The organism is Shewanella bicestrii, assembly GCF_002216875.1.
In the GTDB taxonomy this organism is placed as follows: Bacteria; Pseudomonadota; Gammaproteobacteria; order Enterobacterales; family Shewanellaceae; genus Shewanella; species Shewanella seohaensis.
The window spans coordinates 669,495-685,758 of record NZ_CP022358.1 but is presented as its reverse complement, the minus strand read 5'-3'; the positions used below and the strand labels follow the sequence as shown (position 1 = coordinate 685,758).

The window sequence follows — 16,264 nt, the reverse complement described above, 5'->3', positions numbered from 1 at the left end:
CATACATCGCGTATCACGACACATTTTCCAAGGAACAGATGAGAAACCCACAGGTTAACGACCTCATAGGCCAAACTGACTCGCCTTTACTCATCAGCACTCCCATGGCGTTAGGGAGGAAGGATGGGTAGTAAATTAAGGCAATTCATCAACATATTGCAGCAACAGTCCCGTTCAACCGTCGCTAAGGTACTGTTGATTATTGGCATGTTTATCACTATCTGTATCGTGCAGGTTGCCCTCGTCTATGTTCAGGGCAATATTTTCGATGGCGTTCGTACCTATGTCAGAGGTGAAGGACTGTGGGCGAAGGCGCAAAAGGATGCCACTTTTTATCTGATCCAATATTCCTACAATAAAAATGAAGTAGATTATCAACGCTACCTAGCGGCAACCGCCGTTATGCAGGGCGACAAACAAGCTCGCGAGGCCCTACTCTCCTTACCGATTAATCAGCGTAAAGCAAGGGAAGGCTTTATCCAGGGATTAAATGACGACAGGGATACAGAGTCCTTAATCTGGTTTTTCCGCCATTTTAACCGTACCCACTATATGCAGCAGGCCGTCAAGATTTGGGGCCTCGCCGACGATAAATTCAGTACCATGATGTCCCTCGCCAGCGCGATGCACCAAGAAATCAACCTGTCAGGGGGCAACGCGGCAGACCTTAGTCAATATCGAGAACAAATCATCAAACTGAGCGAAGAGTTACTCAGTTTAGAGATTGAATTCTCCGCCGTACTCAGTGAGGGCGCCCGCTGGGTGAAACAAATCACTTGGTTAATCAGCCTAGGCGTGCTGCTGCTGTTTATCAGCATTGGAGTGTTGGCCAGTAGGCAGATTATCCGCAACATTGCCAAATCAGAAAAACTCTTACTTATCAGTGAGTCACGATTTAACAGCCTGAAAGACTCCGACACCATAGGCATTATTTCATGGCAGCTCGATGGCACCATACACGATGCTAACGATCACTTTCTCAATATGTTGGGATTTGACCGTGAGGATCTCGCCTCAGGCCAAGTCAATTGGCGCTCGCTCACACCGCCTGAGTTTGAGGCCAGAGATCAAATCGCCATCGCCGAACTCATCGAATTAGGTCATTGCAATCAGTATGAAAAACAACTCATTAGTAAAACGGGCGAACATGTATCCGTGATGCTAGGCGCGAGCTTTTTAAACAGCAGCACCCATGAAGGGGTCGCCTACTTTATGGATTTAACCAGCAGCAAGCAGGCAGAAGATAAACTGCGGCTCGCAGCAACCGTGTTTAATGCCAGCACAGACGGCATTATCATTACCGATCCCCTACTGAGTATTATCTCTATCAATCAAGCCTTTACCGATATCACTGGCTTAACCGAGCAGGATTTACATCAAGACGCCTCACGCTTTATCAATACTGGGCATCCGAGCGAAGATGCCTATCAAGCCATGCTCAATCTGCTCCAACAGGGAGAGCAATGGCAAGGAGAGCTGATTAAAGAAACCGCCTCGGGTTATCTTCCCCTTAGCGTGCGGATAAATACTGTACGTAACCAAGATAACCGACTAACTCACTTCGTGATTGTGATCACCGATATTTCTGAGCGTAAAGCCGAAGAAGAACATTTACGCCACATAGCTCACCACGATGCCCTCACCAACCTTCCCAATCGGGTGCTATTCCATACCAAATTGGAACAAGCGATCATCCATGCGCAGCGTTCAGACGGGATCTTTGCCATTTTGTTTCTCGATTTGGATAACTTCAAACCGGTCAACGATGAATTTGGCCACGATGTCGGCGACAAGTTATTGCAGGAAGTCGCAAAACGACTCACGGGCAACATTCGACAAATCGATACTATAACCCGCCTCGGCGGGGATGAATTTGTGATTTTGCTGGAACACTTACCCAACGAAGAAAGCGTGCCCGTGTTGACTCAAAAAATCACTCAAGCGGTCACCGCGCCTTATATTATCCATGAACACAAGTTACGCATCGGAGTGAGTATTGGCTCGGCAATTTTCCCCTGCCACGGCACCGATGCTAAGACCCTGATCAACTATGCGGATCAAGCCATGTACGCGGTCAAAAAAGCCAACAAGTTGATGCAGTCATCCCAGTCATAATCCGATTAACGCCATTGACCTTAAGGTCAATCCCACATATAAAGAACATAAATTAAGCACTTAGAGCAAACTCATGGAAAGAGGCATTTTAGTTCGTTGGAACGATGAGAAAGGATTCGGGTTTATTCAACCAGAAGATTCAAAGGGTAAAGACGTTTTTATCCATATCACTGTGCTGAAGCACATGGCTAGAAAACCCCAAGTCGGCGATAGTATTTTGTATCGAACCGAAATACAAAACGATGGCAAAGTGAAGGCCATCAAGGCCTCTATCGAAGGCGTCGCCGTGTTAGCGAACACAAGTAAAAGCCCACGACGCAATACAAATCCCCCGAGTCGCTCCCTATCAAATACACTGCTGCCGCTGTTATTAATCTTTGGCATTGGAATATTTGGTTTTAAGAAATATACCGAGTTCGAGATAGCTCAGGCGCCTAACAACGCAGAGATTGAGACAACGCCCCTGTATGAGCCTCAAACTCAGCCTCAGTCAGCACCTCAGGCTCAGTTTCGCTGCGAGGCTGGTAAAACCCATTGCAGCCATATGAGCTCTTGCGACGAAGCAACGTATTACATCAATCACTGTCCGAATACTCAAATGGATGGCGATGGTGACGGCATCCCCTGCGAGCGCCAGTGGTGTGGCCATTAACGAAATAAAAAGCCCCTGTTAATCAACAGGGGCTTTTAGCTCGGATGAAGTGACAGCATCAGATACAGTTTATACCGTCAGCTGCGCGCTTCAGCCTAAAACGTCTTAATGTGTTTTACGATTTCGTCTGTAAGCTAATGGAAGCAAACCTAAGGCTAACCAACCTAAGGCACCACCCGAACTTTTCTCTTCAGGCTCGATGGTGACAACTGGCAGCTTACAACTGCCATCATCGGTATTGGCCGAAGCATCATAGTTAGTCGCGCCGCTGTTAGTACAGCCATACTCAATACCGTCGGACTCAACCATTAAGTTGAAACTAGTCGATGCCGCATCTTCTGGATTCACGCTGTCTTTTACCATCACAGTCACCAGAGTTTCGCCATGGAAGTTCGCCGTTGGGGTTAATGTCACAGTGTTACCATTTACGCTAGTCGTAAAGTTATCACCGATAACTTCAATCACATTGCTCACTTGATTTTCATCTGAATAGAGCACGTCGAAGCTAATCGATTCATTTTCTTTTACCGTCTTATTGGCAATCGCCGCCAGCTGAATATTCCCTGCGACTGCAAGTTGCAGCTCAAGCACTTCACTGTCGGCGCCCACTAAGTGGTTTTCAACTTTGAGAGTTTGAGTCGTTCCCGCTGCTTTTTCAGACACATAGGCCTTAAACTGCAGGTTAAACTGTGACTCTTCTGGACCGGTATAATCCATACAGACAACAAACTTATTGCTCAGTACTGAGCCTAAATTGTTGTATGCCACCGAATCACCTAGGTTGAGATCGATTGGCGTATCACCATCGACAATCATTCGGCCATCGGCCGCTTTGAAACCGATAGAGCCTTTATCATCCACCATTTGTAGATTGTCATAGGCAAACAACATCTCATAGTTACCTGGCTCATAGTTAATGTTCATGCGTAAGAACATTTCAAAATCAACCAATTGACCAGGAGTATTTGCACGCTCAACGTTATCCCACTCCAACACTAACCAATCACGCGAAACCGTATAGGTTGGGGTAATACCCGCGTTGAGATGGTATTGACCATAACCACCGTCGAAACGTTTTGGAATACGGTTATCACCCGTCCAGTAAGGGGCAACAATAAATTCTGGCATAGGTAACAAACCAAGCGTGCCAGAGGGGAATTCAACATGAGACACTGGTGTACGACGTGCCGTGTTGAATGTCACTAGACCCGCAGGGTTGAGCTTAATCGTATCGACAAAGTACTTGTTAAAGAATGGGAAGCTAATATCCGCATCAGTATTCATCAAGTCCTTCAGCTTATACTGGAACTCGTTATTGTAAGCCCCTTGAACACCTTCTAGCGTTTTCCACCCTAGGCCTTCCTTCAACTCAAGGTAACCAGGATACGGTGATTTAGCCGCCGTCAGTGAACACATTGGATCGTTTTGGTTGTTAGTAATCTTATAGTTACGCACAACATCTTTCGTCGTTTCCTGCACACCCGCGAGGCTTATCGCGTTGTTTTCGAGTACTGGCGTACCAGGTGTGGCATGTGAGGCGACAACACTGCCAGGGATGATTTGAATCGCATCAGGGAATGATGCGTTCAAGGCAAAATCTCGAGCCTCACCCTCATTGTTAGCAATCACATTGACTTGGAATTCAACCACTTCACCAGGAATTGCCGTTTCACGGCTTGCGGTAAAGGTCACATCCTTATCGATTTGGTTAACAATCACAGGCACAAAACCTAAGTTGCCCGCATCGTTGGCATTCGAACCTATATCAAAACCACCAAAGTAGGTATTGCCAACTTCCATTTCTGGCAGTTGATAGGCTAATTCGAGATTGTATTCAGAGTAACCAGGGATCTGCGCAGGCGCTTTAACCGTTAAGTTACCCTCATCGCCAGTGACCACTGCAGTCGAGATGCGGATATCGCGACCTTGATCCACTTGTCCGTACGAGAGAGTGGCCAAGTTCATATAGACAGTAAAGTAACGTCCTGCCTGTGGATTACTGATAGTACAGAAGTTAGCAATGCTGTAGTTGGTTGACATACATAAGGTTTCATCCATTGAAGGCACACCATCGCCATCAGAGTCTTGTCCCATAAAGACCAACACTCGACTATAGTCATTGCCAACAACACTGCCTGCCAGTAACTTCGCGCCCTCGGGCACATCCGTCCATTCGATATGGTTAGGGTTCACTTGCACCCCATCGATCTCAAGAGTATCGAAGGGATCGCCACCCGTTTTATCGGTATAAGTGTGAATGGTCTTATCTTCACCCTTCACTAAACCATAACTACGCGCAGTGAAATCAGTAATTTCTGCGGTATTAAATGGCCCTACATTCAAGGTTGCCGACTTACGGTGAGCATTGATTTTCACGTAATCAGGTAAGCCAGAATCTCCCTCATAGGTCCACACGGGCAGTTCAAGCACCGGAGAGTTCGGATTGTCAGAAACCAATCTCACTTGGCCTTGATTGCCTGTGTAATCCAGATAGGTAGCACCCGATACGTTCTTTTTGGTCTTAGCTTTAATGACTAAAGACTGTGATTCACCCGCCTTGATGCTAAAGCTGGCTGGTTGAACATTAATATCAAAGTTACCAATCCAAGTTTGAGTATCAACGGTCCAATGGCCATCTTCAGTCGCGGTAAAAGTCCGTACAAACGAACACTCATTAGGACACTCGTTATCGACCATGTATGCTGTGTTTAGATTCTTTGGACGACCACCGAGGTTCGGATCGGCTGCCGCCATGTTATCCATAGACTCATCGAGTACTAGGCCAACTTTATCGGCTAACTCCACATGCATACGACCAGCCCCCGCATCCTGCAGGCCAGACTCTTCACCGTAATCAGCGTAGTTATCCAAATAACTCGCGTTGGTTAGGGTATTAGATGCCGTCATCATTAATGCCGATTGCACTTGCATAGGGCTCCAATCTGGGTGAGATTGACGCAAAATCGTTGCCGCCCCAGCCACATGTGGACTCGCCATTGAAGTGCCGGATAAGGTTGCCCAATTTCCTGTCACTGGATTCTTAGTAAATGGCTGGTCATCCGATGCTGGCGCAAAAATATCGACCCCAGGAGCGGCGATATCGACAAACAAAGTATCGATACCAAAATAAGAAGGCCCACGGCCTGAGAAGTTAGCCACACGCTCCTTATCCACTGCCTGAATATCAGCAGCGCCCGCCGTGACCGTTGCCATATGTCCCGCACCAGAAGCTAACCAAGTACGCAGTAAGTTGCCGTCACTGTACTTAATTAACGTACCAGGGATAGCATATGGCACGCCAGGGAGATTGTTATCTTGTGTTGGTGAAATACTTGCAATAACAATACCTTCTGCGCCACCCGCTTGCACGTTGGCCGCCTTATTCAATAGTGGCAAAGAGCTACGAGAACAAAGCACAATCACATCTTGCTGACTTTCATCGATATCGGTAGTCGCAGGATTATCAGCCAGATCGAAAGTGCCAGCAGGGAAAGGCTTATCACAGTTCTTAATGCTTGAAGTGATAGTCTCATTCGGGTTTTTGAAGTTTTTGGCATCTACCACTAACCCTGTCACCGACTGAAAGTTTTTGGTCGAACCAACAATGTTCATCGGTGCTGCGGTTGCTCCGCCTGACAGATTCTCTACACCATTAGCCTTGAAGGTCACAATTTGATCGGCAGTATGAGCCGCCACTGTGGTTACCCAAGGTGATGAATGGTCGGCCGTCATTAACTCAGGACCTGAGTTACCCGCAGCCACGGCCACAAATACGCCCGATGCCGCCGCATTCAAGAAGGCTTGTTCCATTGGCTCTGACCATGGGTCTTCTTCTAATCCACCGAGTGAAGCATTGATAACGTCAACATTATCGATAGCAGATTGTTCAATTGCCGCCACGATGGCCGACGTTGGACAACCTGCATAAGGATCTCCCGAACCACCTGGCCAGCAGACTTGATAGGCGATGATATTGGCGTGTGGAGCCATACCCGACACTTGCGGTAACACTAACCCCGTTTCTATCCCTTTGCCGTCTGGAGTGTATTCGGTAATGGTATGAGGTAAGTCTTTGATCACGTTACCCGCAATAGTACCGGCAACGTGAGAACCATGGCTGTTATAATCCAAACCGATTGCGGGACGGGTCTCGCTAAATACCGGATCGGTATACGCCTTAGTAATTTCTGGATAGGAATAAATCCCGATCAACTTATCGTTACAGTATTCAGGCGAAGCCGCACAATCACCTAAGTATTTGCCATTGAGCGGGTTGGTATGTTTGTAACCATCACCACCCACGGCGGCAAATGAAGGATGGTCAGCATTAATACCGGTATCGATAACACCGACAACCATACCTTCACCCATATTGGAGCTATTGAGCGCACTGTTGCTCCATACACTCGTCGCCCCTGTTTGGTCTGGCGTGCTAAAGGTTTTAAGCTCGTAGATTTTTTCACGGGTAATGCGTTTAACGCCGGGCACCTTCGCCAGTTTGGCCGCCTGCTCCTGCGTCATTTCAGTGACAAAACCGTTAAGCGCAACCGAAAACTCACGACCGACTTTTAAATCGAGTCCCTGTAATGTTTGCGCTTGTGAGACAACAGCAGCACGTTTTTCTGCCAGATAGTTGTTATAGGCTTTGAGCTGGGGCTGGTTTAAGTTGAGCGGTGCTTTGGTATTTCGTGCCTTAGCAACCGTAGTCTGTGTCGCGGCCAACTGACCGACACCACCCTGATAGGTCGAAATAGGAGCATCACTAAGTTGTACTATATACTTGTGAACACCTTGAATATCGGCTTCAGCATTGAAGACTGCATGTTGTTTTTTAATTGTTTTATTGACTTGGTTTTCCCAAGTAAAAGTGTCTTCCGCTAATGGTTTGGGCGCGTAATCCGCAGGTGCGGGTCCCCATGCTGAAGACGGTTCGACCGTATTAAGTGCGCTTGTTGAAGCAATACCGCTTCCAACGTATAAAGCGGTCGCCACCATCACGGCGACTTTATTGTGTGTAAGCATTATCTTCCCTTTTATCCACGATTAACTGTCATTAAATGCAACATAATTACAACATCGCGGATAATTGCCGTTAGTGCATAAGGCGTCAATTCGATAAGGGCGTTTGCTACAAAATGCTACTTGTAAAACAATGTATTAAATAAAATACAGCCCCCATTTCGTGAGGTTTAACTAAGTGATAAATGGGGATGTTTATCATCCCTAACGCTGGTTAAATGTTAAAAAATTGCAGCATTAAAAAACCGTCAGAGAGTGAGTAAATGAGCCATCCAACCGTACATCAAATTGAATCTCGAGCCATGCTCGACACACTGTTGAATCAACACCATGCGGTAGTTTTGCTCTTTGGGGCACCAAGCTGTGGTGTGTGTCAGGCCCTAAAGCCTCAGATTGCGGATTTGTTGGCGAGAGAGTTTCCCCAAATGGCGCTGGCATATATCGATTGTGAGGCCCAAGGCGAGATTGCCGCTAGCTACCAGGTCTTTAGTTTGCCAGTGGTCGAAACCGTGTTTTATGGCAAAACCTTTGGGCGTTTCTCGAAGGTGTTTTCATTGAATGATATCCGTCACGCCATCGCGCGGCCTTACTCATTAGTATCGCAAGAACACACTGAGGAAGAATGAGTGATCTAGAATCGAATACCGTCCTAACAATCGAACAAAGCAACAAGAGCTGGTATTGATGATAAGGAGTCCCATAACAACGAGACTCCGAATTCGATTGTGGTTAAGGAGTCACTACAATAGAAGATAAACTGACACTTCCCGACTTATTCGGTGATAGGTAAATCGAACCAATCACTAGGTTCTGCGTCCTGCGGGGCAAAGCGTACTTGCAATAATGGGCTTTCACTGCCTTCATATTTTATGGAGTCTTCAACAACAGTTTTCCCCGCCCCTTTTCCGCCACAACTTGCCACTGAATTGGTTGAGTTAACCGAATTTAGTGCAACCGAATTACCAGTTAACGTAAAACCTGTCACCATCTGTTGCTTATTTTTGCGAGAATCAAAATTGACCACTTTATTTATATCATAGGAAATTTCCGCCTCTTCACTATGATATTTGAGAGTCCCTTGGTTATTCGCGCTCCCATTTGTTGTACCCGAGCTACCCGTCCACCATTCACAGGTCCAAGTCACTGTACCTTCAGCAAAAAAGCGGAACTCTAGAGCAGAGGCATTCGTCTGTAATTGGCTATTATTCCAGTCAAATACCGATTGAATATCTCCTTTGCCAATAAAACCATTACCATTTTCATCATAGGTAACAGTGGCATTAACGGAACTTGCAAACACAAAGGTAGCTAACGCTACGAGTGTCGATTTAAATTTCATATATTCTCCGAAAGGTAAAAAACAAATATCCATATCCCGTTAGCGCATGCATTGGGTTTGCATATCGCCAAGGTTTTTCACCTGATTCGGCAACTCAGCCATCTTAATAACAGCCTGTACAATAAGATCCGAAGCTTTGCGACCCCGTTTCACAACGGGTGTGCCTGTTCGTCAGTTGACGTAGGAAAATAAGCCAAGCTTAAAATCCTACTATAAGATGATAGATAAAAATGAAGGCGTCAAACTTTAGTATTAAATTTATTCGACGTTAAGCGGTTGAATAACTAACGCTTATGGCAACCAGCCGCTGTTAATCATCCGCATTTAACAGGGAGTAAGCCCCCTAATCAGGACTGCGACTCACCTCTACCGAATAACCTTCATCCTGCTTGATAAAATCGACAAAGTTTTTGATGGCGGGCAAGGCATCTTCCCTATGGTGGGAGACGTACAACAATTGGCTGAGATGATGCTCGGCAATCATATCCAAAGCCCGCATCACTAAGGTGCGATTGATAAAGTCGAGCCCTTGATATGGCTCATCCAAAATCAATAATAACGGCTGTTTAATCAAGGCTCGACCTATGAGTAATAGCCGCTGTTGACCGTAATCCAGTTTTTTAAAGCCCGTGCTAGCAAACTCACTCATGTGCAAAATTGCCAACCACTCCTTGGCCAGATCCAATTGGGGTTTAGTGGGCTTGTGATACAGGCCGATGGAATCGTAAAAACCTGACAATAAGACATCGAGCGCCGAACAACTGACGCGATACTGTAAATGCAATGCCGACGACACTATGCCAATCCGTTGTTTAATCTGCCAAATACTCTCACCGCTACCACGGGGTCGGCCAAAGAGGGTAATGTCATTGCTGTAGCACTGGGGATGGTCGCCCAAAATCAGTCCGAGCAGAGTACTCTTGCCACAACCATTGGGCCCTCGCACTTGCCAATGCTGGCCCGCGCTAATCCGCCAATTCACCCCTTTAAAAATCAAGCCGCTCACATATTCGACCTTGCCGTTTTTAATGTCGACTATCGGGTCAAACGCCTCGGCATTGTGGCGTTGACGCGCCATCAATGCCAAGAGTTCGGCGCTGCGGCTGGCCGAAAGCGCATTAAGCTGCGCCATCACAGGATGTGTATGCCACTGCTCAATCGACATGGGCGCGCTTAGTTGATGCACATGCTGACCCGATTTGAGCATATCGCTATTAAACAGCGCCACATGGCTAATACAGGGCGGTAATTCTTCTTGGCGTGAGGTAATGATTAGCAGCTGCGTATGTTCGGCAACCTCCACCAGTAACTGCGACAGGCTAAGCTGATGCTCGATATCCAGCCCTGCATAAGGGTCATCTAAAATCAGCAGGTTGGGCTCAGTTGCCAGCGCCCGCGCTAACATCACTCGCCGGGTTTCACCGGTCGATAACTGCCTAAACCCGCGATGCTTTAAATGGGTTAATTCAACTTTCTGTAAAATGGCCGCCAAGTGTGCATCATTTAGGCAGCATTCCTGCACCAATGACTCGACCGTCGAGCCGTAATCGAGTTCGTCCTTTTCTAATTCCCGCTCCAGCAGCGCCTGTTGCAAACCGAGAGACACCCAGCCAATTCGCGCGGGCAGCCCCGTAATTTGCCCCGCATCGGGCTCAATATCCCCCGCCAATATTCGCCCAAGCAATGAACCGCTGTAACTGTCGGTCGCAAAAATCGCCCAATGCTGCGCAGGCATTAGCTGCCAATCTTCAACCACTAACAGTTCATTACCGCGGCCGTAGCGTAATCCCTTAACGGCTATCGCCTGAGAGTCTGTGGTGTAATGCTGCATTGAGTACGTCCTTTGGGGTGATTTTTATCCAAGTCTAACAAGCTGTTATCGTTTTTGTCCCTTCGACTTTATGCAAAGGGCTGACACAAACAGGGATCAGGGGCGTAATTTGATATACAACTCGCCCTCGCGAATTTGAATATCTTCGACGCCGTCGGCAAAGGCATTCCAAAAGCCTCTGTCGCCGAACTCACTGACAAGATTGACATTCTTCATATTGCCTAGCCAAGCGTTAGGAATAGGCACGCCCATTAAACTTACGCCCACCAAAGACACACTCGGGCGGCGATTAGCATCGAGATGGATATCGAGTCCGGCATTAACCCGTAAAATCTCACCCGCCATCACAGGAAAGTCCCTAGGGATCGGCACTAAAATTTTGGCACTGGCTAAATTATCTGAAAAATCAATGGCAATACGCTGTGCAAAGTCGGGATTACGGCCAATGATGGCATTGACTTCGCGCTCGCTAAAACTCACTAGCCTATCTTCAGGCCGCTCGCGGTAGGGCTCAGGTTGTAAATCGTCACTCGAGGACGACTGAGCCGAATCCTTGGTATGAGCCGAGGCCTTGCGCTCTGGCTGCCAACCTAGCTGACTCAGTTTATCCTCAAGCTTTGCCTCTTCTTTGGTTGATAAACTCACAGGCGTCAAAGGCTTAGGGAAGATATAACTGCGAACCACAAAAAAGGTAATCCCCACGGTGAGCACTATGGTCACCAGTATCATCAACAAGACTTGAACACCGGTAAAACCCTGTTGCCGCAGCCCCATATTAAAGGACTTACGTGAGCGGCGCTGCGGCCTTGCTAAATGGAGGCGAGATGTTGAGAGCATATTCGTTTCGCTGCAAAGAGATTTCCCCCGATACTACTTGGCTAAGCGGCATAAGGAAACGTCTAAGGCCAACAAGCGAGGTCTTCAGCGAAAACTCAATTCAAGTTAAGTGAGGATAGAAAGAGAAAAGTCCACCCATGCACAGGGCACGGATGGACTTATGAGAGTTGAACTCACGGGCGATAAAACCCAGAGTCAATGGCGCTTAGATATCGAAGCGATCGGCGTTCATCACCTTATTCCAGGCTTTGATAAAGTCTTGCACGAATCTGTCTTGTCCATCTTGAGCGCCGTACACTTCAGACACGGCGCGCAATTCAGAGTGCGAACCGAAGACTAAATCGACGGGAGTCGCGGTCCATTTCAGTTTACCGCTCTTACGATCTTGCCCTTCGTAGATACCTTCTTGCTTCTCTGACTTGCTCCACTTGGTCGACATATCGAGCAAGTTAACGAAGAAGTCATTGCTTAAGGTGCCAGGTTTGTCGGTAAACACCCCGTGTTTCACGCCAGCGCTGTTGGCATCTAAGGCGCGCAGACCACCTACCAGTACAGTCATTTCTGGCACGGTCAGATTAAGCATGTTCGCACGTTCAATCAGCATCTCGGCGGGAGAATGGCTACTGTCCTTCGAGTAGTAGTTACGGAAACCATCGGCCGTTGGCTCAAGAACCGCAAAGGATGACACATCGGTTTGTGCCTGAGTCGCATCCATACGTCCTGGAGTGAATGGTACAGAAACAGTCACACCCGCCTCTTTCGCAGCCTTTTCTACTGCCACGCTACCACCGAGCACAATCACATCGGCCAACGAAACCTTCTTGCCACCTTTCAGTGAGCCGTTGAAGTCTTTTTGGACTTTTTCCAATTTAGCCAGCACCTTAGCTAACTCTTTAGGATTGTTCGCCTGCCAGTTCATCATAGGCTCTAAACGAATACGCGCGCCGTTTGCACCACCACGCATATCGGTACCCCGGAAGCTGCTGGCCGAAGCCCATGCCGTTCTCACCAATTCGGGAACCGTTAAGCCAGAAGCCAAGATTTTGTTACCTAAGGCTTTGATATCGGCGTTATCGATTACAGGGTGGTCAAGGGCGGGAATAGGATCCTGCCAAATCAACATTTCCGCTGGCACATCGGCACCTAAGTATCTTGCCTTGGGTCCCATATCGCGGTGAGTTAACTTAAACCATGCCTTAGCGAAGGCCAGCTCAAACTCCTGTGGATTTTTAAGGAAACGGGTCGTGATCTCGCGGTAAATAGGATCTTCCTTCAGCGCGATATCACTGGTGAACATCATAGGCGCATGGCGCTTATCCGCAATATGCGCATCGGGGATCAGATTAGCGGCCTTACCGTCGGCAGGTATCCACTGGATATGGCCTGCTGGACTCTTGGTTTGTACCCAATCAAAGGTATACAGCCAAGTTAAGTATTCCATGGTCCATTTGGTTGGGTTAGATGACCAAGCCCCTTCTAAACCACTGGTAACAGTGTCTTCCGAGTGACCTTTGCCGCATTTGTTTTTCCAGCCTAAACCTTGTGCCTCAACACCAGAGGCGGCGGGATCGGCACCGACACATTTAGAGGGATCATGCGCGCCATGCGCCTTACCAAAGGTGTGGCCACCCGCGATCAGCGCAACGGTTTCTTCATCATTCATCGCCATACGGCCAAAGGTGTCACGAATTTCCTTCGCCGAGGCTAATGGATCTGGCACACCATTAGGGCCTTCTGGGTTAACGTAAATTAAGCCCATTTGGGTCGCGCCCATCGGCTTAGCCAGTTCGCCCTTTTCATTGCGGCGCTTGCTATCGAGCCAGGCTTTTTCTGAACCCCAGTTCACCTGTTCCGCTTCCCAGTCATCGACACGACCACCGGCAAAACCAAAGGTTTTAAAGCCCATAGACTCCAGCGCCACGTTACCCGTGAGCACCATTAAGTCGCCCCACGAAATCTTGCTACCGTATTTTTGTTTGATAGGCCACAGCAGGCGACGCGCCTTATCTAAGTTCACGTTATCTGGCCAGCTGTTTAATGGCTCGAAACGTTGCTGACCACCAGCGGCACCACCACGACCATCAAAAATCCGATAAACACCCGCGCTGTGCCACGCCATACGAATAAAGAAAGGACCATAATGACCGTAGTCCGCTGGCCACCAATCCTGAGACTCAGTCATCAGGGCTTTGATGTCTTTTTTAACGGCGTCGAGATCTAAGGATTTAAAAGCTTCGGCGTAGTGGTAGTCGCTACCATAAGGATTTGATTCAACTGCATTTTGACGTAGCGGGCTTAAATTTAGCTGTTCAGGCCACCAAAATTGATTACCCGTGACTTGCTCTTGTGCGATAGCAGCCCCACCAAATGCCAACGACATCGCCAAGGTCAGCGCTGACAAGGTAGGAATAGTAGTTTTCTTCATGATGATTACCTATTTCTTCTAGTAAGGACATATCTGCCTGCACAGATGTGTGTCGTTTGTTTGCTGCTCAACCCCATGTCTCGTTGTGTAATTCTCGGGTAATGCATGAAACCGTCACCACAATCGATGCCAGAAAGTGTAGTGATGCGAGCTAACTATATGAAATGATTAAAATCGATGATTGGAATCGCCAAAATAGATTAACGATTGTTAATTTATGAAAGGATTATCAAAATCCCGACTTACGGCAATCCATGCGGTATCGGGCTAAACAGCGATTAAGCCGTTACTTCACGGCCGTACCACCACTTAGGCGTAACTGTGATAAAATGGCCGCCGTTTTCTGTTAACTTCGACAAGGTATTGCAATGAATCCCATTATTGCCATCTTAAAAGAACACAATGTCACTGATGCAAAAATTAACGAGCTTTTTCAATCATTAACCGATAATCCTCTCATGGCGATGGGCATTATTGGTCAGCTTGGGATCCCACCCGAAAAACTGCAGCAACTGATGGCGTTGGTAATGCAAAATCCGGCGTTAATCAAAGAAGCCGTACTCGAGTTAGGTCTTGATTTCGCTAAGGTTGAAGCCGCCAAGGCACAGCTACAAAAGTAATGCCGCTCCAGCCCATGGCTTAAAAAGGTAAAGCGACGTTCGCTTTACCTTTATCTCCTGTTCCACGCTGTTACATAAAGATATAAAAACCTTATCCCCCCTCGCGAATAATATTTGCTAGAGTGTTGTGACATCAGTGACAACAAGGAAGCAAGATGCGCCCACGTACTCCCCTATTAGCACTACTATTGCCCGTATTGTTGTTGGGTTGCCAAGAGCAGACTCAGGCGCAAAATCCATCGACTGTGGACAAAACCGCCGCGCAAAGCACCGCCCAAACGGACACCGCACAAACAAGCGCAGCTCAAACTGACACGCCCCCAAAAGAGACGACCGAGGACAAAACGGTCACTGTGGATAAGCGCGACACTCCGCAGCTTCACACGTCGACTGATAAAGGTTTTATCAAGCCAAGTATTTCACCACAAGGAGAAGGCGTAATGCTGCAAGGCACTGTGAGATATATGAATTTAGAAGGTGGATTCTGGGGCATTATCGCCGACAACGGCCAAAAAATATTGCCTAAAAATCTGCCGCAGGATTACCGCAAAGACGGGCTGCGCTTGAGTTTCACCGCGCAGGAAATCACTGGCATGATGACCATTCAGCAGTGGGGCACACTCTCGAGTTTGAGTGACATCACGGTTATCGGCCAAGTGGAGAGTCAATCGGCGGATCCGCGACTCTAACAAGCGTTGGCCTGAGTATGAGCCGCAAGCTTCGGGCAAAAACTCAGGCCACACTTATTGAACATCGAACATCGAACATCGAACATCGAACATCGAACATCGAGCGAATAGTATCCCCTCGTTCTGGCGAGGTATCCTAAGTACGCACACATCAGGTGATGGTTCGACACCCGATGACTCAAAGGATACATGCCACAGGGGGCAAACATTAAGACTGCCCCGACACCTTGGCCTGCTCAGCCTGCCACTCTTCAATCACTTCTTTTGCCGCCCTAAAGGCCTCAATGCCCGATGGCATGCCGCAATACATAGTTGAATGTAAAAGCACTTCTTGAATTTCTTCCACTGTGCAACCGTTACGCAACGCGCCGCGCACATGGCCTTTTAATTCGGTCGATGCCTTTAATGCGGCAAGCGTCGCTATGGTCACCAGACTGCGAGTTTGCCGAGAAAGCCCCTCACGCACCCAAACCTCGCCCCAGCAGTTCGCCGTCACCAACTCCTGTAATGGACGCGTAAAATCCGTGGCACTGCTCAAGGCCTTATCGACAAAACTATCGCCCATCACGGCGCGGCGTACTTCCAGCCCCTTCTCGTATTGTTCATCATTCATTTATTCAATCCCTGTGTTATCCCATCTCAGTTAGCCTACTCTAGGGAAGATAGCGCGCTCGCGCCATACTCCTTAGGTGGATGCTAGGGCGCAAAAATAACAATGGGTTTATCCCGATTGGATA

11 protein-coding genes and 1 riboswitch are annotated in these 16,264 nt (G+C 47.8%); of the genes, 5 read left to right on the top strand and 6 right to left on the bottom strand.

Annotated features, from left to right (window positions below; translation table 11 throughout):
* Positions 1-123: 123 nt before the first annotated feature.
* Both CF168_RS03075 and CF168_RS03070 read left to right on the top strand, forming a co-directional pair.
* Positions 124-2,115, top strand: coding sequence for a diguanylate cyclase domain-containing protein (locus CF168_RS03075; protein WP_089066936.1), 1,992 nt, complete (start codon positions 124-126; stop codon positions 2,113-2,115).
* A 73-nt stretch (positions 2,116-2,188) separates the two neighbouring features.
* On the top strand, positions 2,189-2,767 hold the full coding sequence (locus CF168_RS03070; RefSeq protein WP_089066935.1) for an excalibur calcium-binding domain-containing protein: 579 nt from the start codon (positions 2,189-2,191) through the stop codon (positions 2,765-2,767).
* 105 nt (positions 2,768-2,872) lie between these two features.
* Here the strand turns inward: CF168_RS03070 and CF168_RS22620 are convergent, their stop codons facing one another.
* Positions 2,873-7,789, bottom strand: a complete 4,917-nt coding sequence (locus CF168_RS22620) for a S8 family peptidase (protein WP_089066934.1) — start codon at positions 7,787-7,789, stop codon at positions 2,873-2,875.
* A 260-nt stretch (positions 7,790-8,049) separates the two neighbouring features.
* Here CF168_RS22620 and CF168_RS03060 point away from each other — a divergent pair, with 260 nt between their 5' ends.
* Positions 8,050-8,412 (top strand): thioredoxin family protein, encoded by a 363-nt coding sequence (locus tag CF168_RS03060; RefSeq protein ID WP_089066933.1) that lies wholly within the window; start codon positions 8,050-8,052, stop codon positions 8,410-8,412.
* 146 nt (positions 8,413-8,558) lie between these two features.
* Here CF168_RS03060 and CF168_RS03055 read toward each other — a convergent pair whose 3' ends face one another.
* From CF168_RS03055 to katG, 4 genes are all read right to left on the bottom strand, one after another.
* Positions 8,559-9,125 carry a hypothetical protein gene (locus CF168_RS03055; protein ID WP_089066932.1) on the bottom strand — a complete coding sequence of 189 codons (567 nt, stop codon included), beginning with the start codon at positions 9,123-9,125 and terminating at the stop codon, positions 8,559-8,561.
* 85 nt (positions 9,126-9,210) lie between these two features.
* Positions 9,211-9,300: riboswitch (cyclic di-GMP riboswitch) on the bottom strand.
* Between the two features lie 168 nt (positions 9,301-9,468).
* The gene (locus tag CF168_RS03050) at positions 9,469-10,956 is read right to left on the bottom strand and encodes an ATP-binding cassette domain-containing protein (RefSeq protein WP_089066931.1); all 1,488 of its coding nucleotides are present in this window, start codon (positions 10,954-10,956) and stop codon (positions 9,469-9,471) included.
* A gap of 96 nt (positions 10,957-11,052) precedes the next feature.
* Positions 11,053-11,793, bottom strand: coding sequence for an arginine N-succinyltransferase (locus CF168_RS03045; protein WP_089066930.1), 741 nt, complete (start codon positions 11,791-11,793; stop codon positions 11,053-11,055).
* A 205-nt stretch (positions 11,794-11,998) separates the two neighbouring features.
* Positions 11,999-14,218, bottom strand: a complete 2,220-nt coding sequence (gene katG / locus CF168_RS03040) for a catalase/peroxidase HPI (RefSeq protein WP_086904760.1) — start codon at positions 14,216-14,218, stop codon at positions 11,999-12,001.
* A 368-nt stretch (positions 14,219-14,586) separates the two neighbouring features.
* Between katG and CF168_RS03035 the strand changes: the two genes are divergently transcribed.
* Both CF168_RS03035 and CF168_RS03030 read left to right on the top strand, forming a co-directional pair.
* Positions 14,587-14,838, top strand: a complete 252-nt coding sequence (locus CF168_RS03035; protein WP_089066929.1) for a DUF2999 family protein — start codon at positions 14,587-14,589, stop codon at positions 14,836-14,838.
* 155 nt (positions 14,839-14,993) lie between these two features.
* Positions 14,994-15,527, top strand: coding sequence for a hypothetical protein (locus tag CF168_RS03030; protein ID WP_089066928.1), 534 nt, complete (start codon positions 14,994-14,996; stop codon positions 15,525-15,527).
* A gap of 208 nt (positions 15,528-15,735) precedes the next feature.
* Here the strand turns inward: CF168_RS03030 and CF168_RS03025 are convergent, their stop codons facing one another.
* Positions 15,736-16,140 (bottom strand): carboxymuconolactone decarboxylase family protein, encoded by a 405-nt coding sequence (locus tag CF168_RS03025; protein WP_089066927.1) that lies wholly within the window; start codon positions 16,138-16,140, stop codon positions 15,736-15,738.
* Between the last annotated feature and the right edge of the window lie 124 nt (positions 16,141-16,264).